This window comes from Nostoc sp. ChiQUE02 (assembly GCF_034531305.2).
In the GTDB taxonomy this organism is placed as follows: domain Bacteria; phylum Cyanobacteriota; class Cyanobacteriia; order Cyanobacteriales; family Nostocaceae; genus Nostoc.
In genome coordinates this window covers 160261-181928 of the sequence record NZ_JAVRBN020000013.1, presented here as the reverse complement: position 1 = coordinate 181928, position 21668 = coordinate 160261, and the positions used below count along the sequence as shown (strand labels likewise).

The following is a 21668-nucleotide window of genomic DNA, read 5'->3' as shown; positions in this document are numbered from 1 at the left end:
ATTCTGTTAACTGCATTTAAGAACTATCTTTGTGCAGACATTTGTCTTGCATATTTATTGGGAGAGAGGGGTTGCCGACGGCAACCCCTCTCTCCCTCCTTGAAATGATTATCATTTTTATTGACTGTATATTTTATTCTCTGGAAGTCCCTAACTGCTGAAGAATTTTGGAATTAGTGTTATCTATTTCTTCACTGACTTTTTCCCCTGTAAATCGGTTTTTTCGATTTTCTGGAGGTAATACAATGCGAGGATCTTTATAAGTCTCTTTTGGCTTGGGTTTAAATGTCTCATTTAAGTCAAACTGAAGACGTAAGTAACGTTTAGAATCGTATCCACCCATAATTTGTCGGCAAATCGTACTATCAATCTCAGATGTAGGTTCCATAAAAATATTAGTAAGATGTTGTACCCAATCTAAGCCTCTCCATTTGCTTATTTGCTCATATTGAAATGGTTCACCAGTTTGACCTGTGCCAATAGAAAGAATAGAAATATCTTCCAATCGTAGATTATCCAGTTTATATTTTTGCTTAATTGTTGGAGAGACTGAAGACTGACTGATCCTCATAACTAGACTCAAAGCAGCGAGAGAGGGATTATTAGCAGAAACTCCTCCATCAATGTGTGGAAATTGCCAATCACCAAATTTTTCTTTATCTACAGGTTCTAATTTATATGGTGGAAAAAAAGTGGGAGCTGAGGCAGAAGCGGTACATATTTCCCATAAATAACAGTCATCGTACCATCTGTCTCCTAAATCGGGATGACAATTTGTAAAAAAGGTTGTATTACGATATAGCGTATCGTAAGCAAGAATCAAAATAATGGGTTTTTCAATATCTTTTATTCTTGTAGATTTATACGCATCTTTGAGGACGCTAATAATTCCATCATGAGAATATGTAGGTGGTGAAAATACATCAAGAATTGGTTTGATGATGGACGGCAAATTTTTGTAGCGCTCTTTTCTCTCCAGCGGGAATATATCTTTACCTTTATCTCTATACATTTTAATGAGTTCATCACTCTTCTTTCCTAAGGCAATCCCTCCTGCTAATATTGAACCAGTAGAAGTGCCAGCAATCAGGTCAAAGTATTCGTGTAAAAAGTTTCCTTTCCCCTGATTTATAATTTCTTGTTCTACTTGTTGAAGTATTTGTGCTGCAACTACTCCACGAATACCGCCACCGTCTAAAGCCAAAATTTTAAAGGACATAGCAATTCTCCTTGATTATTTCTCTGGTTATGTTTCAGGGCATAGTTTCTGGGAAATACATGAACTGGATTAAGATTAAGCATTATGAGATTAATCACAATCCGATTTCTTTTTGTTTACTCCTATCCGGCTAAGAATACCTAAGTTTTTTTAACGAACTGCTAAGAACACCAAGCAGGGTAAAGAAGAATAAATAGGTAATCTTATAGCACGAAGGGAGTAGTTATTGAGATTTGACTTGAAACACTTAAAAATAAATTCAGGGTTTCAAGTTGCAATTTCTGATACAGCCACAAGTCAATACCCTTTGGTTAAAAGGGTAAAGGAGGAAAAACAAGGATTTTCGCCTTTTAGCTTTAACCAAACCACATTGGTCTAGTCTTGACTTTGGATAGATGAAAATCTTGCCAGTTCAAGTATGACTTTGATGTATATTTATTGGTCCACTACGTAAGCTTAAATAAATATTTGCTATAAGAAAGTTAAAGCTTGACCCCGCACTTGCGTATTTACCTGGCCTTTGTCATAAACTACCTCACCGCCGACAATGGTAGTTTTAGCCCAGCCGGTAAGGTTCCAGCCTTCAAAGGGACTCCAACGGCATTTGGTTAAAAGTTCCTCGCGCCGGACTGGATGGTATGTATTTAAATCTACAAGCACTAAATCGGCATCATAACCAGGTGCGATCGCTCCCTTATTGGGAATACCATAAGCCACAGCCACATTCTTAGACATCCAGTTAACAACTTGAGCAACAGTACACTTTCCCTCCATCGCCGCAGTTAACATTAAAGCTAGGGAAGTTTCCACCCCAGGCATTCCCGAAGGACTATTAGGGTATTCTTGAGCTTTTTCTTCTAAGGTATGGGGCGCGTGATCTGTAGCGATGAAATCAATCACGCCATCGCGCAAAGCTTGCCAGAGAACTTCGTTATCGTGGGGCGATCGCAAAGGAGGATTCATCTGTGCTAAAGTGCCAATCTGCTTATATGCACTAGTATTCAACAACAAATGCTGTGGCGTCACCTCTGCTGTTACCCAACTAGGTTTCTCTTGACGCAGCAAATCTGCTTCCACCGCTGTTGACATGTGCAGAATATGCAGACGACGTTGATATTTTTGGGAAAGTTTTAATGCCAGTTGGGTTGCCTGCAAAGCCGCTTGATCATCTTGAATTTGAGAGTGAACGGCTGGATCGTGAATGTTGGCAAATTCTTGGCGTCGTTGGTTGATTCTAGCTTGGTCTTCAGCATGAACAGCAATCAAGCGATCGCCTTTGGCAAATATCGCCTCCAATGTTGTTTCGCCATCAACCAGCAGCTGACCATGCATCGACCCCATGAATATCTTAATTCCTGGTGTTGGCTTTGCTAAAAGCAAATCTGGTAGATTCTCTGCTGTTGCCCCAATAAAAAAGCCATAATTAACTAAGGACTTGTGTGAGGCACGTTCTAGCTTGTCGTCTAAAGCCTGCTGTGTGGTTGTTAGGGGGCGCGTATTGGGCATTTCTAAAAAGGAAGTGACTCCCCCTTTAGCGCAGGCACAACTGGCAGTAAATAAATCTTCCTTGTGTTCTAGTCCAGGTTCCCGGAAATGCACCTGCGGATCAATAACTCCTGGCAACAAAGTTAACCCTTCTGCGTCAATTTCAGTGGCTAGTGCTGTTTGGGAGATTTCTGGCGCAACTTCGACTATTTGGCGATCGCGCGTCAATACATCCCCAATCATCAGTTCACCATTGGGTAAGATTATGCGAGCGCGGCGAATCAGTAGTATTTTTGGAGATGGCATAGGGATCACAAAGTTTAGATAGGGAGCTATGTATTACAGAGAACTATGCTTTTAGGTTAAACTTATTCGCGATCGGAGTAATCAATTTTTGCCGCGATTAAAAAAAAGTTTATTTTTAATTTATGAAGAACCCCGTCAATCAATTTTGGATTTTAGATTTAGCAATTGGGATTGACCTTATTCTAGAAGGGTTACAGCCTGATGATTTTAAATTGGTTTCGCCCACCAGAGGCGAGTCATGAGCCAGAAGCAACACCCCAATCCAAAATCTAAAATCTACAATCTAAAATTGGTAGTCAAGATGCGAACATGACTAGGAAATTAAAATTTTCCCGTTAAGATTAACAGATACAGTCTCACTAGGTGAGTTAATTACCTACATCTTTCGTTAAGTTAAGTAATTTCATGCATAATCAAGTGTCTGATAACAACTCTAGTCAACAACCCGATAATTCCTGGATCGCAGAGCTAGGTAGAACAATTGTATTAAGCATTGTTCTAGCTCTGGGAATTCGTACCTTTGTTGCTGAAGCACGCTGGATTCCTTCTGGATCGATGGAACCTACTCTGCATGGTACACCAAACCAGTGGGAGGCAGACAAAATCATTGTCGATAAGTTGAAGTATAAATTTGCTGACCCGCAGCGAGGAGACATTGTAGTATTTTCGCCTACAAAGGAGTTGCAAAAAGAACAATACCAGGATGCTTTTATTAAACGCATAATTGCTTTACCTGGAGAAAAAATACAACTTAAGGATGGCAAAGTCTATATCAATAACAAACCCCTCCCAGAAGCCAATTACCTCAGTTCTGGACAGAGCACAGTCATTGATGTTTGTCAATCAGGACCACAGCCGCCTTTTTTAGCAAAACCCCAGACTATACCAGCCGATTCATATTTAGTATTAGGTGACAATCGTAACAGTAGTTACGATAGCCGCTGCTGGGGTGTTGTCCCCCGTCAGAATATTATTGGACGTGCTGTAGTTCGCTTCTGGCCTCTAAATCATGTTGGAGGAATAGATAAATCACCAATATATCCATAATTAACAAAAGAATTTTAGATTTTAGATTGGGGACTACTAACACCAATCTTCAATCCAAAATCCGTCTTGAAAAGTTTGCTACTGAGGGAAACCAACGCCACTTACTAGAACGCTCTTAACCCGCGCAACGCAGTGGCTCCTCCTTACAACTTTTGTCTCCGACACGCTACGCTAACGTAAAATCTAAAATCCAAAATTGCTATGATGCCTTACTTAGCAAAGATTTTACTGTATCCAGTTAAGTCACTGGATGGTGTTGAAGTTGAGAACGCTAGAGTTCTTGCCAGTGGAGCACTACAGCATGACCGTGAGTTTGCCATTGTTGACGAACAGGGTAGATTTGTCAATGGCAAGCGTCATGCTAAAATCCATTTACTAAGGGCCCAATTTGCACTCTTAAATAGAACTATCTCACTACAAATCCCCGATAGCGACTTACAACAAATTTTTCATCTGGATGAGGAACGCCAAGCATTAGAAGCAATTTTGAGTGATTTTTTTGAGTTTGCTGTCACATTAAGGCAAAACTCTCTAATGGGTTTTCCTGACGATACACACTCACTTGGCCCAACGGTAATTAGTACGGCAACATTGGCAGAAGTAGCTTCTTGGTTTCCCGGTTTAAGTGTAGATGAAATGCGCCGTCGGATGCGTGCCAACATCGAGATTGATGGTGTACCAGCATTTTGGGAAGATCAGCTATTTAGTGAACATGGTGATTTAGTCTCTTTTCGAGTGGGAAATGTGGATTTTTTTGGGATTAATCCATGTCAGCGTTGTATAGTCCCAACACGCGATTCTTACTTAGGGGAAGCTTACCCAAACTTTCAAAAAATCTTTGTAACCCAGCGGCGAGCAACTCTACCAAATTGGGTTGCTTCATCGCCTTTTAATCATTTTTACAGATTGAGTGTGAATACCCAATTACCCCCATCATCAGCCGGAAGAATTTTACAAATCGGCGATAAGGTTGACATACTTCCACAATAAAATTAACATTTCTTCAAAATAAAAAATACAAAGTGAATTTTTTGGAATTTTTTTTGTTTTTACTATGTATTTGCATGAAAATTTTAAAATTGTTGTACTTAAATATAAGTTTTTGTACAAGTCCAAAGGTTTTAAGACCGAAAAATCAAGACATCAGCAATTAAAAATTAAATTTAGGATTGGGTGCTAATGGCGACCTGAATTTGAGAATGGCATACTGTAGCTTATTAGTTAAATTTCAGTCCATCCGAGAAAATCTGTTGACACATTGCCAGATAAAACTGAGCAAATTCAGGTGTGATTACAAAGTTTGAAAATTAGGCGTTGGAGGAACTCAGATAGTAAAACAAGTATTTATTAAATTTTAGTATTTTTTTATACTTTAAATGCAAAAAATCATAAAAAAGGAATTTTACACCGTAATGATGCTGAAACTAATGTAGCTTAAATAGCAAAATACCCCTAATATATGCTGGGGAAGAATTAAACAACAATGTTATCCAAACTTCAGCCTGTCAAATCTATTAATCGCTTAGTTGGCAAAGTTTATGCCAAGATGCCTCTGAGGTATGTTCTGATTGTGCCCTTTATATTGCAAATTTGTGGTGCGGTGGGACTTGTGGGCTATCTTTCGTATCAAAACGGTCAAAAAGCGGTAAAGGAGCTTGCTACTCAATTAGAAAATGAAATCTGCGATCGCATTGAACAGCATCTTGATAGCTATTTAACAACCCCAAAGCAAATCAATCAAATCAACTTAGATGCAATTGAGCTAGGTTTACTCAACCTTTCGGACTTTAAAACTACCGGAAATTACTTTTGGAAACAAATGCAGGTTTTCAATGTTGGCTACAACAGCTTTGCTAATCTCAAAGGTGAATTTATCGGTGTTGAACGTCTAGATAATGGCAAGCTCTTGATTAATGAAGTTAGTGAAAAGCATGGTATAGGCAAACTTTATGTTTATACTACAGACAATCAAGGAAATCGCCGCCATTTCCAGGAAGTCAAAAATTACGATCCTCGCGCAGAAGCTTGGTATGCAGATACAGTCAAGATAGGTAAACCAGTCTGGAGTCAAATTTATCAATGGGAAGATAAACCAGATATTTTATCCATCTCTTCCAGCTATCCTGTTTACGATAAAAATGGCAAATTTATAGGGGTGATTAGTGTTGATTTGCTTTTATCACAAATCGGCAAGTTTTTAGCTAACTTAAAGATTAAACAGTCGAGTAAAACTTTTATTTTAGAGCGTTCTGGGTTAATAGTGGCAACTTCAACTAGCGAGCCACCATATACCATCATTAATGGTAAAGGAAAACGTCAATCAGCATTAGATAGTCAAAATTCTTTAATTAGACTCACAACACAGTCCTTGATCAAACGCTTTGGCAGTCTTGAGTCTGTTGTAGGGAAGCAACAGCTAAGTTTTACCGCCGATGGAATGCGTTATTTTGTGCAGGTAAAAAGTTGGAGGGACGAACTGGATTTAGATTGGCTAATCGTGGCGGTGATTCCCGAAGGCGAATTTATGGAGCAAATTAATGCCAACACCCAAATCACCATTTTGCTGTGCATAGTTGCTTTTTTAGTAGCTATAAGAATTGGGATTTTGACTGCTCGCTGGGTAATTAAGCCGATTCTACAATTAAACACCTCAGCGAAGAAAATTGCTCAAGGTGAATGGGAGCAAACATCAGAAATTCAGCGTTCTGATGAGCTGGGGGAACTAGCTAAGTCATTTGAAACTATGGCAAAGCAACTCCAAGCATCCTTCAGTGCTTTATCAGCAAAGAATGCCCAGATGCAAGTCTTAAATGCAGCGCTATCTCACAGTCAGAGTCGGCTCACTCAATTTTTAGAAGCCATGCCAGTAGGTGTGTTTATCATAGATGCTGAAGCTGAACCTTATTATACAAATCAAATTGGGCAGCAAATTCTTGGTCAAGGAGCAATCGCAGAAGTTAGCGCCGAACAATTGTCAGAGGTATATCAAGCTTACCTTGCCGGAACAGATCAACTTTACCCAAGCGATCGCCTACCGATTTTGAGAGCATTGCTTGGGGAAAGTGCCAGAATTGATGATATGGAAATTCGCTGTTGTGACAAGGTTACTCTCATTGAAGTTTTGGGTAAACCAATTTATGATGAATCGGGAAATCTGGCTTTTGCGATCGCCACATTTTTTGATATTACCCAACGCAAACAAACAGAAAAATTACTAGCAGAATACAATCGCACCTTAGAGGCTCAAGTCAAAAAACGTACTGAAGAGTTACAGCAAGTTATCGAGCAACTGCAAACTACTCAAGAAAAATTGATTCAATCGCAAAAAATAGCTGCACAGGAACAACAAGCAGCCGTTCATGAAGCAGCGCGAAGCGCCGCCGCCAACCTCGCCAAAAGCGAATTCCTTGCTAACATGAGCCACGAACTGCGTACCCCACTCAACGCCATTCTTGGTTTCACCCAAGTTATGAGCCGAGATTATTCCCTATCTGGCGAACATCAAGAAAACTTGGCAATTATTAATCGTGCTGGCGAACATCTACTCAACTTAATTAACGACATTCTAGAAATGTCCAAAATTGAAGCTGGCAGAATCACATTAAATTGCAGCAGCTTTGACTTAATTCATCTGTTAAAGAACTTAGAAGAGATGTTGCACTTGCGTGCTGCATCTAAAAATTTAGAATTAGTGTTTGAATATGCACAAGACATTCCTAAATACATAGAAACGGATGAAAATAAACTGTGTCAAGTCTTGATCAACCTCTTGGGAAATGCCATCAAATTTACTGAGACGGGGAGGGTGACGCTACGGGTGAGACTGGGTCCTGGGTACTGGGGACACTTCTCTCCGAGACGCTCCGCGAACGACAAGCTACTTCGACTGCGCTCAGTACAAGTCAGTACATCGCTGGGGGCTGGGGATTGGGGAGCAGAGAGAAGAGAGGAAAGAGGTAATTCTTCATTCTCCCCCTTGCCCCCTCTCCCCCAATCCCCACTCCGTGAGGACCCCGAGTCCCCCTGCCCCTCTGCCTCTTCATGCCAATCTCTAATCTTCGAGGTACAAGACACTGGCTGTGGTATTGCCCCACAAGAAATTGACTTGCTGTTTGAAGCTTTTGAGCAAACTGAAATCGGCAGAAAATCGCAACAAGGTACGGGATTGGGTTTGGCGATTAGCCGCAAATACGTGCAACTGATGGGAGGAGATATTACTGTCAGCAGTATGCCTGGTGTCGGTAGTACATTTGCCTTTGATGTTCAGATTGCTCTAACTTGCCCTAGAGAAATCCCAACAAACCAAATTAAATCCCAAATTCTAGCTTTAGCAGCTACTGAAAAAATATACCGCATCTTAGTAGTTGACGACTCCAAAGAAAGCCGTCTGTTGCTAGTTAAAATACTCACATCTTTAGGTCTTGAAGTTAGGGAAGCTACAGATGGTACTGAGGCGATCGCTAATTGGGAATCTTGGCAACCACACTTGATTTTTATGGATATGCGAATGCCGATCATGGATGGCTACGAAGCCACAAGAATTATTAAAACTAAACAAATAGAGTATGGGGCAGCCAATACGTTGCGGAGGTTTCCAAAATTCAAACAACTGGTGTCATTGGGGAGCCAGTGCCTTGCAGGAGGGATACCCGATTCAGGCGACTGCGAGGTTCTCAAAGTTGTACGCAAAGCGTCTCCGGCGCCAGAAGCAACTGGTGTCATGGGAAATGATGCTTCTGGTGCGTCCACTTTGCGACCGCGATCGCTAACAGCCTTGGCTCCCCCTTGCAACTTATCTCAAGCAACGCAGGATTGCTCCAATACAGACACGATCATTATTGCCTTAACCGCTAGCGCCTTTGAGGAAGAACGCCAGAAAATTTTGTCTATTGGCTGCGATGATTTTATTCGCAAGCCATTCACTCAGGAAGTATTATTGGAAAAACTGAGCCAACATCTGGGTGTAAAGTATAACAACCAAGTAGAAACCACAAACACAGCCTTTGTCGATCAACCGACACAGATGTTTGTCAGTGTTGCTGAACTCCTAAGCCGTTTATCAAAAATGTCACCTGAGTGGCTCCAACAGATTCACTATGCCGCAGCCAGCTGTAGCGATGAACTGATTTTAGAGTTACTTAAGCAAATTCCATCAGATAATGCTCAAGTTTTCCAGGTTCTTAGGGATTTAGCAAATAACTACCAGTTTGAGAAAATCATGGAATTGACTAAAACAAACGTAGAATGAATTACGAGCATTTAGACCCTGATAAAAAAGATATTTTGATCATTGACGATATGGCGGATAACCTCCGGGTTTTATCCTCCATATTGACAAGGGAAGGGTATAACGTTCGTAAAGCCTTGAACTGGCAAATGGCACTGACAGCAACTCAAACAGTATTACCGGATTTGATTCTACTCGATATTATGATGCCAGAAGTAGATGGCTATGAAATTTGTCAGACCTTTAAAGCTTGGGAGCTAACAGCCGATATCCCGATAATTTTTATTAGCGCTTTAGATGATGTTTTTGATAAAGTTAAAGCCTTTAGGGTGGGTGGTGTAGACTACATCACCAAACCTTTTGAGTTTCAAGAAGTTTTGGTGCGCGTACAAAATCAACTGGCATTGAGGTCGGCGCGATTAGAAATCTTGAAACTAAATGTGGAACTGGAAGATCGGGTAAAACAGCGGACTGGGGAGCTAGAAAAAGCTCTACAAAAACTCCAACAAGAAATCAATTCCCGCCAGAAATTGCAAAGTCAACTGCTAGATATAGCACTGCATGATTCACTGACTGGATTACCAAACCGAGTTTTGTTTATCAGGCGACTAGAAAATGCTCTGAATCGGGCGAAGCAAGAATCTAATTATCAGTTTGCGGTACTTTTTTTGGACTGCGATCGCTTCAAAGTTGTTAATGATTCCCTTGGTCATCTGGTGGGAGATGAATTGTTGATAGCTATTGCTCGCCGCCTGCAAGCATGTCTAATACCTATTGATACTCTAGCACGATTGGGCGGGGACGAATTTGGAATTCTCCTAGAAAATATTACAGATATCAATATAGCAATCCAAGTTGCTGAACGGATTCTGAAACAGCTATCACTTGCTTTTAAACTGTCAAGATATGAAGTATTCATGAATGCCAGTATTGGTATTAGTTGGGGTAATAAAGATTACGAACGCCCAGAGTATTTGCTGCGGGATGCTGATACGGCAATGTATCGGGCAAAGGCTCAAGGAAGAGCCAAATATCACGTTTTCAATCCAGCGATGCATCAAGAAGCTATTCAGCTTTTAGAGTTAGAAAATGACCTGCGAAGGGCAGTTGAAAGGCAAGAATTCCTTGTTTACTATCAGCCAATTGTTTGCCTGACTACAGGCAAAATTTCTGGATTTGAAGCCTTAGTGCGCTGGCAACATCCGACTCGTGGTCTGGTTTCTCCTATAGAATTTATTCCTGTAGCCGAAGAAACAGGTTTGATTAATGCCATTAACACTTGGGTATTACAGTCAGCTTGTCATCAATTAAGTATCTGGCAACATCATCCAGTGACACCAGAACCCCTAACTATTAGTGTCAATTTGAGTGCGCGGTTATTTTTACAGCCCAATTTGGTAGAACAAATTGACCGAATAATTTATGAAAATAAAATAAATCCTGCATACTTAGAATTAGAAATTACAGAAAGTGTAATTATGGAAAATACTAATGCAATTAAAATAATTCTTCAACAACTAAAGCAGCGAAAAATCAAGTTGATTATGGATGACTTTGGCACAGGATATTCTTCTTTGAGTTACTTACACAGCTTTCCTTTGAATGCACTCAAAATTGATAAATCTTTTGTCAAACGGATGCAGGAGAACAAAGAGAATATGGGGTTAGTACCAGCAATGATTGGCATTGCCAACTCAATGGGGATGAGTGCGATCGCTGAAGGTGTCGAAACACAAGAACAGTTAGCTCAATTGAGAAGTTTAAACTGTAATTTTGCTCAAGGATATCTGTTTTCTCAACCCATAGAACAACAATTGGTTCTTAAGTTGCTTGCCGCAGCACCTAAATGGTAGCTATGAAGTAGCACCTGGAAAAAATTTCATTGTTGACGCTCGGTTAGATAATCTGCGCGTGCTATCTACTATACTGCTGTAAGCAGGCTATCAGGTTCGTAAAGCTTATAACTGGCCAATAGCTTTGATTGTCTGTAAAACTCTCCAGCCACCGTGGGAGTTAAACTATAAATATTAAGTATTTCGGTGAAATTTGTTGACCAATTTCAGGGTTATTTCAAAGAAGCATTTACTACGCTCAATAATTATACGCCTAGCTTTTGATAATAATGCATTTTAATCAAACTAACCATCATAAAAGAAATATTTTGGTGGTCGATGATACCCCAGATAATTTGCGGCTTTTATCGGCGATGTTGACTGCACAAGGTTTTGAAGTTCGCAAAGCCTTAAACGGTAAAATGGCACTGACTGCGTGTCAAATGGTTTTGCCCGATGTGATTTTGCTGGATATAAATATGCCAGATATGGATGGCTATCAAGTTTGTCAACAACTCAAAGCTGACGATAAAACTTGTGAAGTCCCAGTAATTTTTATTAGCGCCCTGGATGATGTTGTAGATAAGGTAAAAGCCTTTGATGTTGGTGGTGTAGATTATATTGCAAAACCTTTTCATGGAGCAGAGGTTGTGTTGCGAATTGAAAATCAGATTAATTTACGTTTGCTCCAAGTTAAACTGCAAGAAAAAAACTTTTTACTCCAACAGGCTCTTGACAACTTGCAAGCCTCTCAAGTTCAACAAATTCAGAACGAAAAGATGGTGGCACTAGGACAGTTAGTAGCTGGGCTGGCTCATGAGATTAATAACCCTATCAGTTTTATTTATGGCAATCTTCAATATGCTGGTCAATATGTGCAAGACTTGGTGAATATGATTGAGGTCTATCAACAGGAATTTCCCAAACCTACACCAAAAATTCAGCAAATAGCCAAAGATATAGACCTGAATTTTATGATTAAGGATCTGCAAAACCTGATAGGTGCAATGTATAGAGGATCTGATCGCATTCGGGAAATTGTACTAGCGCTACAACACTTCTCTCGGCATGATGAAGCAGAGATGAAACGGGTAAATATCCATGAAGACATCGAAAACACTTTGGTGATGTTGCAACATCGGCTTAGGGAAGCAGCAGACCGTCCGGCAATTCTTGTAGTGAAAGATTATGGTAACTTGCCCCTAGTCGCTTGTTATGCAAGTGAACTAAACCAAGTATTTATGCATCTGTTGAATAATGCTATTGACGCAATAGAAGAGGGAGTAGGGAGTGGAGAAAATATGGCGCTCTCTGGAGATAAGGGGCAATGGGGAATGGGGAATCAATCTTCTACTTCCTACTCCCTACTCTCCACTCCCCAAATTCGGATTCATACAGAGGTGACAGACTTGAATATGGTAAAAATTGCGATCGCTGATAATGGTCTTGGTATCGAAGAGTCGTTGCGCTCGCGTTTATTTGACCCATTTTTTACAACAAAACCTGTGGGTAAAGGTAGTGGGCTAGGATTATCCATTAGCTATCAGATTATCGTGCAAAAACACCGAGGAAATATTACCTGTACTTCAGATGTTGGCAAAGGAGCAGAGTTTGCGATCGAAATTCCCATAGAGCAACCTGATATCTCATCGCAGTTTCCAAAATCGGAAAAGGGATTGGGCTGAAGAGGTAGAGGGGCAGGGGGACTCGGTACCCCCACGGAGTGGGGATTGGGGGAGAGGAGGCAAGGGGGATAATGAAAAATTACCTCTTTCCTCCTTGCTTTCCAGTCCCCGATAAATCTAATTAATCAACAATTCTGGTGCTACCAATCCTTTTTGGATAGCTAAAACAGCGGCTTGAGTGCGATCGCGTACTTCTAGTTTCTGTAAAATAGCATGGACATGAACCCGCACTGTACCAGGGGCAATGTAGAGAATTTCAGCAATTTCTTGATTGCTTTTGCCAGCTGCCACGAGTGCCAAAATTTCTTGCTCCCTCTTTGTTAAAGGATTTTCTAAGGTTTCGTCAGTTTTTGTGGGCAACACCGCCATAGAATTGCCCTCAAAAGCTGCTCTAATTTCTGTTGTTGCCGTTTGATCCCACCAAGAAGCGCCCGCTGCAACTGATCGCACCGCCAATATCAGAGACTCAGCGGGAATACCTTTAAGGCAATAACCTTGGGCCCCAGCCGCAATTAACCGTGAAATCAGGGGTTTTTCAGAACGAGACGTTAAAACGAGAATTGGTAAATTTGGGTGCTTCTGCTTAATTTGGCGACAAGCTTCAATCCCGCCAATGCCCGGTAAACCTATATCCAGCAAGACCAAATCCAGAGGATAGCGATTTGCTAATTCTACAGCTTGTTCCCCATCTTCTGCTTCTGCAACAATCTCCAAACTGGTTTCTTGTTGCAACCGCATCCGCAGACCAAGCCGAAACAATTCATCATCTTCAACGAGCAAGATTTTTGTCATTTGTTATTGGTCATTGGTCATTGGTCATTGGTCATTGGTCATTAAGTCAGGAATTATTATTCTCCTCTGCTTCCCCTGCCCCTCTTCTCCCCCCACCTCCACTCCTCAACTCCCCGGTGGTGGACAAGCAGGGAGTCGAAAACCAAATAGTGCGCCTCGTGGTGAGCGATTCTCTGCCCAAATTGTACCTCCATGAGCAGCTATAATTTGCCTGGTCAAATAAAGCCCTAACCCAGTTCCTGAGACGTGGCGATCGCTATGTCCTTGATAAAACCTCTCAAATAAGTGGGGTAACTCTTCTTCAGTAAAGCCGGAACCAGTATCGAGTATTTTTACTACCTGATCGCTAGAATAACCTTCAAGTACTACTTCTACTTTACCGCCACGGGAGGTATGGTTTATACCATTACTCAGGAGATTAGTAAAAACTCGCCCAAGTTGCAAAGGATCGCCATTTACCCAAAGAAAGCTCCGAAAATCTGATTCGCCATAGTGCAGAGAAATATAAACCTGACGTGTTCTCGCTAGTTCTGTCAGCGTGGCTATGATCTCTTCCGCCACAGTTACCAAGTTAACTGGTGATATTTGTAGTTTCAGCCCTTCGGCATCATTGCGGTACACATCTAAAAGCGTTTGGACTAATTGTAGTGTACTCCGATGACTACGAGCCATTGTTTGTAAGACTTTTGCTTGCATTGGTGTAACTTCACCAAATTGCTCATTTTGAAAATATTTCAGCGTTTCAATTGCTCCTAATAGGGGTGTTTTCAAATCATGCGTTAGTGTAGAAACAAAATCTTCACGCATGATAGCTAGTTGTTCTTGGGAGCGTAATTGCGCTTGGGTAGAAGCGATCGCTTCTTCATTGCGGTGGTTGCGGTCGCTTAACCAACCCGTTACCATTAACGCCAACACTGCAATCAACCTATTTGCCAACGTTGGGGGATCAATTATTTCTCCTCCTGGAACAAACAAATTCAACAATGTTAATCCTGTAGCTGCAATAGTGATCCCCAAAACTGCTCCCCGATTCAATCGAGAATCTGCTAACAAAATCGTCCCTGTGTAGAGGTAGCCAAATACGTATTCAGGTGGTGTCAAATATTCCAATACTATTACTATAGCAAAGACGATCGCTATTAGCCCGTACGTCTTTCCACGTTCATTTATAGCTTCTTTCATAGTCAATAATCGACTTAACATTGTCATTTTTGATTTACTAAAAATTCGTTATCCTACAATCTTTACAACTATTTAATTCAGCGATTATGATTTATCTGCAATCTATATCTGCAACTGTCAACTTGAGAACTAAACCGAAAATTATGATTGTCCAGATGCAAGAAAGGGGACTAAGGGCTTGGGGATTGAGGATTGGGGACTACGTAGTTGCTTACAAGGGGTGGGGTATTTACCACAATCTTCCTAATGCCTGATACCTAATCCCTTTAATAAAATCCTCTTGAATATTTATCTTCTTTGAAAGTAGCGAACTTTGAGAATGTATTGTATAAACAAGTAATACTAACTAGCGAGATAGATAAATAAGAGTAAAATTTAAAGATTCTTAACAGATACTTTAACAAATATCTGAAAAATAGTAATAACTAAAAATAGTAAATCCAGATTAAAGAATTGTGGTGATATGAGATATCGCCAAATAGCTCCAAATCATATATACCAACAGTTATAATCTGTTATTTATCATAATTTGCTGGCTAGCACTTAAATTTAATTGAGCGCGAAATATATGGGACAAGGTTTTTTGCAAATTGGCTTAACGCTATGTATTGTCATAGCAATTACTCCACTACTCGGTAGATACATAGGGCGTGTCTTCTTGGGAGAAAGAACACTGCTTGATTTTTTAATGAACCCCATAGAGCGAAGTATGTTCGTACTAGCGGGTGTTCGGAGAAAGGATGATATGACAGGTTCGCAGTATATCCGGGCTGTACTGTACAGCAACCTCATCATGGGTATTTCAGTGTATTTATTGATATATTTTCAGAGGCTCTTACCCTGGAATCCTAATGGCTTCGGCGCGCCCAGTTGGGATCTATTACTGCACACAACCATTTCATTTGTAACGAATACCGACCAGCAACACTATGCTGGTGAGACAACCTTAAGCTATTTTAGTCAGGTAGCGGCTTTAGGCTTTGTGATGTTCACCTCCGCAGCTACTGGTTTAGCTGTGGGAATTGCTTTTATTCGCGGGTTGACGGGTAGAAGACTAGGAAATTTTTATGTCGATCTCGTCCGGGGAATTACGCGAATATTACTGCCGATTTCGATTATTGGAGCGATCGCCTTGCTTGTAGCAGGTGTACCACAAACATTAGCTAAGACTCTGGATCTGAGAACCTTAGAAGGCGGGACGCAATATCTTGCCAGAGGCCCGGTGGCATCCTTTGAAATGATCAAACTTTTGGGCGAGAACGGCGGTGGTTTTTTTGGCGTAAACTCAGCTCACCCCTTTGAAAATCCGAATGGCGCTTCTAATTTGATAGAAATGATCGCCATGATTTCTATACCAGCAGCCCTGATTTACACCTACGGTATATTTGCCAACAACATCAAACAAGCTTGGCTACTTTTTTGGATGGTGTTTGTGATTTTTGTCGTTCTCGTGGGAGTGACAGCCGTCGGTGAACTACAAGGTAATCCCCTGGTTAATAACGCCTTTGGATTAGAACAGCCTAATTTAGAGGGTAAAGAAGTTCGATTTGGTTGGGCACAAACGGCGTTTTGGGCAGTGATGACTACTGCTACTATGTCTGGTGCAGTGAATGGGATGCACGATTCTTTAATGCCGCAAGGAATATTTTCGACTCTCTTCAACTTATTTATCCAGGTTATCTGGGGCGGTCAGGGAACTGGAACAGCTTACTTATTTATTTACCTAATTCTCACAGTGTTCCTAACTGGACTAATGGCAGGACGCACCCCAGAGTTTTTAGGACGCAAAATTGAAAAGCGGGAAATCGTTCTTGCCAGTGTAGTGCTGTTGATTCACCCAATTCTAGTTTTGATTCCCAGTGCGATCGCTTTGGCTTATCCCATCTCCCTATCTGGAATAAGCAACCCTGGTTATCACGGCATTTCTCAAGTAGTTTATGAATACGCCTCAGCAGCAGCAAATAATGGCTCCGGCTTAGAGGGGTTGAAAGATAACACCCTGTGGTGGAATTTGAGTACTTTATTTAGCTTAATAGGAGGACGCTACATTCCGATGATTGCCATCCTGCTGTTAGCTGACGGGATGTCTCGCAAACAACCAGTCCCAGAAACCCCTGCTACCCTGAGAACTGATTCTCTGGTCTTTACTGGTATCACTGCTGGAGTGACATTGGTTTTGGGAGTGTTGACTTTCTTTCCCGTTCTAGCTCTAGGTCCCATAGCTGAGGGTTTGAAACTAGCATCTGGCAGTTAGAAAAGTTATGAGTTATAAGTTTGGAATTAAGAGAATACCAAAAAATAAATAACTTATCCGGTTTCGTCAGGGAGCCACTGCGTTGCAGTGTTAGCGATCGCATAACGTACCGTCTGATAGAAAATGCGTTACTAACGCACCCTACAGGTTGGATTTTTTTTTATTGGAACTTCCTAATAACTCCTAATTCCTAACTCTTGTACAGACGCGATTAATCGCGTCTCTCCCAACTTCTAACTCCTAACTTCTAACTTTTAACTTTATTTATGAATCAAGTGGCAACTAACTCCAAAGCTAGACGCCCCAATTCTCGTCCTGGCGATCGCCGCCAAGTACGTAAAAAGGCCAGGACAAGTAATAAGTGGCTGTACTTAAGGGCAATGAGAGATGCTTTTGTTAAGCTCAACCCTAAGTATGCAATCAAAAATCCAGTGATGTTTGTGGTTTGGGTGGGGACAATCATCACCCTATTGCTAACAATTGATCCCAACCTATTTGGCCCAGCCCTCCAAAAGAAACCGCAACTTTTCAACGGCTTGCTGTCGGGGATTTTATTCTTTACAGTTTGGTTTGCCAATTTTGCCGAAGCAGTGGCAGAAGGGCGAGGTAAAGCTCAAGCCGATGCCTTGCGATTAACGAAATCAGAGACGATCGCTAAAAAACTTGCTGCCGATGGCACAATTAGTGAAGTTTCATCCACCAGCCTCCAACAAGGTGATAACGTCTACGTTGTTGCTGGCGATATCATTCCCGCCGATGGCGAAGTAATCATGGGTGTCGCCTCGGTAGACGAATCGGCAATTACAGGGGAATCTGCACCAGTATTAAAAGAATCAGGCTCCGACGTTGCTAGTTCCGTCACTGGTGGGACGCGGATTATCTCAGATGAACTAATTATCCGCATCACATCTGACCCAGGCAAAGGCTTTATTGACCGGATGATTGCCTTGGTGGAAGGAGCAGAACGGAGCAAAACACCTAATGAAATTGCCCTGACAGTATTGCTGGCAGTTCTAAGCTTAGTGTTTTTGTTAGTCGTGGTAACTCTGCCCGCACTTGCCTACTATGTCAACAGTCCAGTCAGCGTACCAATTTTGATTGCCCTATTAGTGGCGTTAATTCCTACGACCATTGGCGGCTTACTAAGTACCATCGGCATTGCTGGCATGGATCGAGTTGCCCAATTTAACGTCATTGCCACCTCAGGACGAGCAGTCGAAGCCTGTGGAGATGTCAACACTTTAGTTCTCGACAAGACAGGTACAATTACCCTTGGCAACCGTTTGGCGGAAGAGTTTATTCCCATCAACGGTCATTCAATGTCGGAAATTGCTAATGTTGCCTGGGCAGCCAGTGTCTTTGATGATACACCTGAGGGTAAATCCATTGTCCGACTGGCAGAAAAGTTAGGCGCACGGCTTGATTTTGACTCCAACCAGGCAGAAGGAGTCGATTTTTCCGCCAAAACACGCATGAGTGGCACTAACTTGCCTGGTGGATATGAGGCCAGGAAGGGAGCAGTAGAAGCCATTAAAGGATTTGTCCGTTCCCGCAACGGACGCAATACGCCAGAATTAGATGCTGCCTACGAACGAGTTTCTCACCTGGGAGGTACACCTCTAGCAGTTAGCCTAGATCACGAAATCTATGGGATTGTTTATCTCAAAGATATTGTGAAACCTGGTATCCGCGATCGCTTTGAGCAACTGCGACGGATGGGAGTGCGTACCATCATGCTAACTGGAGACAATCGGATTACAGCTTCTGTTATTGCCAGAGAAGCAGGGGTTGATGACTTCATTGCCGAAGCCACACCAGAAGACAAAATCAGCGTCATTAAAAAGGAACAAGCAGCAGGCAAACTAGTTGCCATGACGGGAGATGGAACTAACGATGCCCCAGCATTAGCCCAAGCTAACGTCGGCGTTGCGATGAATATAGGAACGCAAGCTGCAAAAGAAGCCGCCAACATGGTTGATTTAGACTCCGATCCCACCAAGCTGATCGATATCATTAGCATTGGCAAACAATTGTTGATTACTCGCGGAGCATTGACGACATTTTCCATCGCTAATGATATTGCTAAATACTTTGCGATTATCCCAGTGATATTTGTCGCTGCTAATTTGCAAAGCTTGAATATTATGAATTTGACTAGCCCTAATTCTGCTGTCCTATCAGCGCTGATCTATAATGCTTTGATTATTCCTGCTTTGATTCCCTTGGCATTGAAGGGTGTGCGGTTTAGGCCGCTGACAGCTAATCAGCTACTCCAACGCAATATCTTAATTTATGGTTTAGGTGGGCTAATTGCGCCGTTTATCGCCATTAAGTTGATAGATATACTGATTACACTTGTGGGCTTGGCTTAAGGACAACATAAGTAAAGACGCTGCCAAACGAGCGCATCTTGACCAAAGTAAAATAATAAACATTTTACTTTTACCTGTTGAGAGAAGGAAGAAAAATATGAATAAACAGGTCAATGCTTGGGAAAAGTTTCAGCCGATAGATATGATGCAGACGATGTCCTTTGTTTGGTCACAATGGCGTAAACATCAGCTACCACTCGCTATTTTTATCCTGCTGTGCTTGAATGTGGTAATTGCCCCAGTAATTTATGCTGTTAGCGACAGCATCTTTGAATATCGTTCTGATTGGGTAAAAGAATTAAAATTAAAAATTAAAAATTAAATTTTAGTAGTAATTGGAAAACTTTTTATGACTATTATTCGAGAAACTATCAGAGCAATTTTTATAACTCTAATGCTTTGGTTGTTGACTGCAATCATCTATCCTCTGATAATCCTTGTAGTGGGTCAAGTTTTTTTGCCCTATCAAGCTAATGGCAGCATTGTGCTGAATCTAAATAATGAACCAATTGGTTCGGCTTTGATTGGTCAAGTGTTCACATCTGAGCGATACTTCCATCCTCGTCCCAGTACTGTTAGATATAGCCAAGGGAAAAAGGCCAAGCCAACTGGCATATCTGGAGCCAGCAATCTCGCTGCTAGCAATCCAGAACTACTCAACCGGATTCTAGAAGAAGCAAATCAATTGCGAGACGAAAATCTTCAACCGATCGCTGATATAATTTATACGTCTGCTTCTGGTTTAGATCCGCATATTTCCTTCAAAGCAGCACGGCAGCAATTGACGCGGGTTGCTGGGGCGCGGGGAGTGAAAGAAGATGAGATCCTACGTTTAATTAATAAGTATACCGATGGCAGATTTTTATGGATTTTTGGCGAGCCGGGAATCAATGTTCTCCGATTGAATTATGCTCTTGACTTGCAGGATATTAATCGTCAGCAAAATCAATAAATGGGGAGTTTGGAGAGACGCGATTAATCGCGTCGGTATAAGAGTTAGTAGATAGCTTTTTGGTTACTCTCTGCGCTTCTGCGGCTCTATGTGAAACATAAGATTCTTGTTTTTCAATATTCGTGCAAGAGGTCTAATGTCAGATAATAGTAATACTGGTTCAACTGGCACTGCACCTTTAAATTCTGGAAGTTACTCGCTTTTTCCGGCACGACGGCGGGGCAAGCATAAAATATTTATTGGCATGGCTCCTGGAGTAGGCAAAACCTACCGGATGCTGGAAGAGGGACACGCACTTAAACAGGAAGGAATTGATGTCGTTGTTGGGCTTTTGGAAACCCACGGGCGCAAAGAGACAGGTGAGAAGGCAGAGGGACTGGAGATTTTACCCCGTAAGGAATATCCTCGGGGTGAGTTGACTCTAACGGATATGGATACAGATGCTATTTTAAAGCGATCGCCCCAATTAGTCTTAATCGATGAACTTGCTCATACCAACGTCCCTGGTTCCCCACGCGAAAAACGCTATGAAGATGTAGAAGTAGTTTTAGCAGCAGGTATTGATGTCTACTCCACAATGAATGTGCAACATTTGGAAAGTCTCAATGACTTAGTAGCCAGAATTACTGGGGTTGTAGTCCGTGAACGAGTTCCTGATAGGATTTTGGATGAAGCAGATGAAATAGTGGTAGTGGATGTCACACCAGAAACCTTGCAAGAACGGTTATTAGAAGGCAAGATTTACGCACCCCAAAAAATTCAACAATCCCTCGATAATTTTTTCCAACGCCGTAACCTGATTGCTTTACGGGAGTTGGCTTTGCGGGAAGTCGCAGACAACGTAGAAGAAAATGCGATCGCTACTACCCCCAACGGGCAATTTTGTAATATTCACGAGCGGGTTTTAGTCTGTGTATCCACCTATCCTAACTCAGTGCAACTGTTACGTCGGGGTGCGAGGCTGGCTAACTATATGAACGCCCCACTTTATACCTTGTTCGTTGCCGATCCAGAACGCTTCCTCACCAAGGAGGAAAGCTTACACATCCATACTTGTGAGAAACTTTGTAAGGAATTTGAAGGTACTTTTATTCGTGTTACCAACAATAACGTAGCTAATGCGATCGCTGAAGTCGCCGAGAAATATCGAATCACCCAAATTGTAATCGGAGAGAGTCAGCGATCGCGCTGGCAAATGCTCCTCAAAGGATCTTTGACGCAAAAATTAGTGCGCTTACTCAAAAATATAGATTTGCATATCATTGCCAGCGAAAAAATGGTTTCACCCAAATAAGAGATCAAATTTCCCCAAAAA

General features: G+C 41.6%; 14 protein-coding genes. 10 read left to right on the top strand and 4 right to left on the bottom strand.

Going from position 1 to position 21668, the window contains the following annotated elements; genetic code table 11:
- Positions 1-133: 133 nt before the first annotated feature.
- Together RM347_RS16220 and RM347_RS16215 are read right to left on the bottom strand one after the other, a co-directional pair.
- On the bottom strand, positions 134-1219 hold the full coding sequence (locus RM347_RS16220) for a patatin-like phospholipase family protein (RefSeq protein WP_322719325.1): 1086 nt from the start codon (positions 1217-1219) through the stop codon (positions 134-136).
- 471 nt (positions 1220-1690) lie between these two features.
- Positions 1691-3010: a dihydroorotase gene (locus tag RM347_RS16215; protein WP_322719326.1), complete on the bottom strand. Its 1320-nt coding sequence runs from the start codon at positions 3008-3010 to the stop codon at positions 1691-1693.
- Between the two features lie 405 nt (positions 3011-3415).
- Here RM347_RS16215 and lepB point away from each other — a divergent pair, with 405 nt between their 5' ends.
- The 5 genes from lepB (at position 3416) to RM347_RS16190 (ending at position 12801) form a co-directional block, all read left to right on the top strand.
- Entirely contained in the window at positions 3416-4057 is a 642-nt protein-coding gene (gene lepB / locus RM347_RS16210) for a signal peptidase I (RefSeq protein ID WP_322719327.1), read from the top strand.
- Between the two features lie 204 nt (positions 4058-4261).
- Positions 4262-5047, top strand: a complete 786-nt coding sequence (locus RM347_RS16205; protein ID WP_322719454.1) for an MOSC domain-containing protein — start codon at positions 4262-4264, stop codon at positions 5045-5047.
- Between the two features lie 493 nt (positions 5048-5540).
- Entirely contained in the window at positions 5541-9305 is a 3765-nt protein-coding gene (locus tag RM347_RS16200; RefSeq protein ID WP_322719328.1) for an ATP-binding protein, read from the top strand.
- Positions 9302-11137 (top strand): two-component system response regulator, encoded by a 1836-nt coding sequence (locus RM347_RS16195; protein ID WP_322719329.1) that lies wholly within the window; start codon positions 9302-9304, stop codon positions 11135-11137. The genes RM347_RS16200 and RM347_RS16195 overlap by 4 nt, the downstream gene beginning before the upstream one ends.
- A gap of 269 nt (positions 11138-11406) precedes the next feature.
- Positions 11407-12801: a hybrid sensor histidine kinase/response regulator gene (locus tag RM347_RS16190; RefSeq protein WP_322719330.1), complete on the top strand. Its 1395-nt coding sequence runs from the start codon at positions 11407-11409 to the stop codon at positions 12799-12801.
- Between the two features lie 117 nt (positions 12802-12918).
- Here the strand turns inward: RM347_RS16190 and RM347_RS16185 are convergent, their stop codons facing one another.
- Both RM347_RS16185 and RM347_RS16180 read right to left on the bottom strand, forming a co-directional pair.
- Positions 12919-13593, bottom strand: a complete 675-nt coding sequence (locus RM347_RS16185) for a response regulator transcription factor (protein ID WP_322719331.1) — start codon at positions 13591-13593, stop codon at positions 12919-12921.
- A gap of 105 nt (positions 13594-13698) precedes the next feature.
- A complete protein-coding gene (locus RM347_RS16180) occupies positions 13699-14796 on the bottom strand; it encodes a sensor histidine kinase (RefSeq protein WP_322719332.1) in 1098 nt (365 codons plus the stop codon).
- Between the two features lie 547 nt (positions 14797-15343).
- Between RM347_RS16180 and kdpA the strand changes: the two genes are divergently transcribed.
- The 5 genes from kdpA to RM347_RS16155 all read left to right on the top strand — a co-directional run bounded on the left by kdpA (position 15344) and on the right by RM347_RS16155 (position 21647).
- A complete protein-coding gene (gene kdpA / locus RM347_RS16175) occupies positions 15344-17029 on the top strand; it encodes a potassium-transporting ATPase subunit KdpA (protein WP_322719333.1) in 1686 nt (561 codons plus the stop codon).
- A gap of 266 nt (positions 17030-17295) precedes the next feature.
- Positions 17296-19401, top strand: a complete 2106-nt coding sequence (gene kdpB / locus RM347_RS16170; protein WP_322719334.1) for a potassium-transporting ATPase subunit KdpB — start codon at positions 17296-17298, stop codon at positions 19399-19401.
- 97 nt (positions 19402-19498) lie between these two features.
- Positions 19499-19723, top strand: a complete 225-nt coding sequence (locus RM347_RS16165) for a hypothetical protein (protein WP_322719335.1) — start codon at positions 19499-19501, stop codon at positions 19721-19723.
- 27 nt (positions 19724-19750) lie between these two features.
- Positions 19751-20353: a K(+)-transporting ATPase subunit C gene (kdpC, locus tag RM347_RS16160; RefSeq protein ID WP_322719336.1), complete on the top strand. Its 603-nt coding sequence runs from the start codon at positions 19751-19753 to the stop codon at positions 20351-20353.
- Positions 20354-20489: 136 nt separating this feature from the next.
- Entirely contained in the window at positions 20490-21647 is a 1158-nt protein-coding gene (locus RM347_RS16155; RefSeq protein WP_322719337.1) for a universal stress protein, read from the top strand.
- Positions 21648-21668: the final 21 nt, after the last annotated feature.

What these genes read in the sequence shown, in the direction of transcription:
- RM347_RS16220 (WP_322719325.1), bottom strand. Translation starts at nt 1,219, where the DNA reads ATGTCCTTTAAAATTTTGGCTTTAGACGGTGGCGGTATTCGTGGAGTA.
- RM347_RS16215 (WP_322719326.1), bottom strand. Translation starts at nt 3,010, where the DNA reads ATGCCATCTCCAAAAATACTACTGATTCGCCGCGCTCGCATAATCTTA.
- lepB (WP_322719327.1), top strand. Translation starts at nt 3,416, where the DNA reads ATGCATAATCAAGTGTCTGATAACAACTCTAGTCAACAACCCGATAAT.
- RM347_RS16205 (WP_322719454.1), top strand. Translation starts at nt 4,262, where the DNA reads ATGCCTTACTTAGCAAAGATTTTACTGTATCCAGTTAAGTCACTGGAT.
- RM347_RS16200 (WP_322719328.1), top strand. Translation starts at nt 5,541, where the DNA reads ATGTTATCCAAACTTCAGCCTGTCAAATCTATTAATCGCTTAGTTGGC.
- RM347_RS16195 (WP_322719329.1), top strand. Translation starts at nt 9,302, where the DNA reads ATGAATTACGAGCATTTAGACCCTGATAAAAAAGATATTTTGATCATT.
- RM347_RS16190 (WP_322719330.1), top strand. Translation starts at nt 11,407, where the DNA reads ATGCATTTTAATCAAACTAACCATCATAAAAGAAATATTTTGGTGGTC.
- RM347_RS16185 (WP_322719331.1), bottom strand. Translation starts at nt 13,593, where the DNA reads ATGACAAAAATCTTGCTCGTTGAAGATGATGAATTGTTTCGGCTTGGT.
- RM347_RS16180 (WP_322719332.1), bottom strand. Translation starts at nt 14,796, where the DNA reads ATGTTAAGTCGATTATTGACTATGAAAGAAGCTATAAATGAACGTGGA.
- kdpA (WP_322719333.1), top strand. Translation starts at nt 15,344, where the DNA reads ATGGGACAAGGTTTTTTGCAAATTGGCTTAACGCTATGTATTGTCATA.
- kdpB (WP_322719334.1), top strand. Translation starts at nt 17,296, where the DNA reads ATGAATCAAGTGGCAACTAACTCCAAAGCTAGACGCCCCAATTCTCGT.
- RM347_RS16165 (WP_322719335.1), top strand. Translation starts at nt 19,499, where the DNA reads ATGAATAAACAGGTCAATGCTTGGGAAAAGTTTCAGCCGATAGATATG.
- kdpC (WP_322719336.1), top strand. Translation starts at nt 19,751, where the DNA reads ATGACTATTATTCGAGAAACTATCAGAGCAATTTTTATAACTCTAATG.
- RM347_RS16155 (WP_322719337.1), top strand. Translation starts at nt 20,490, where the DNA reads ATGTCAGATAATAGTAATACTGGTTCAACTGGCACTGCACCTTTAAAT.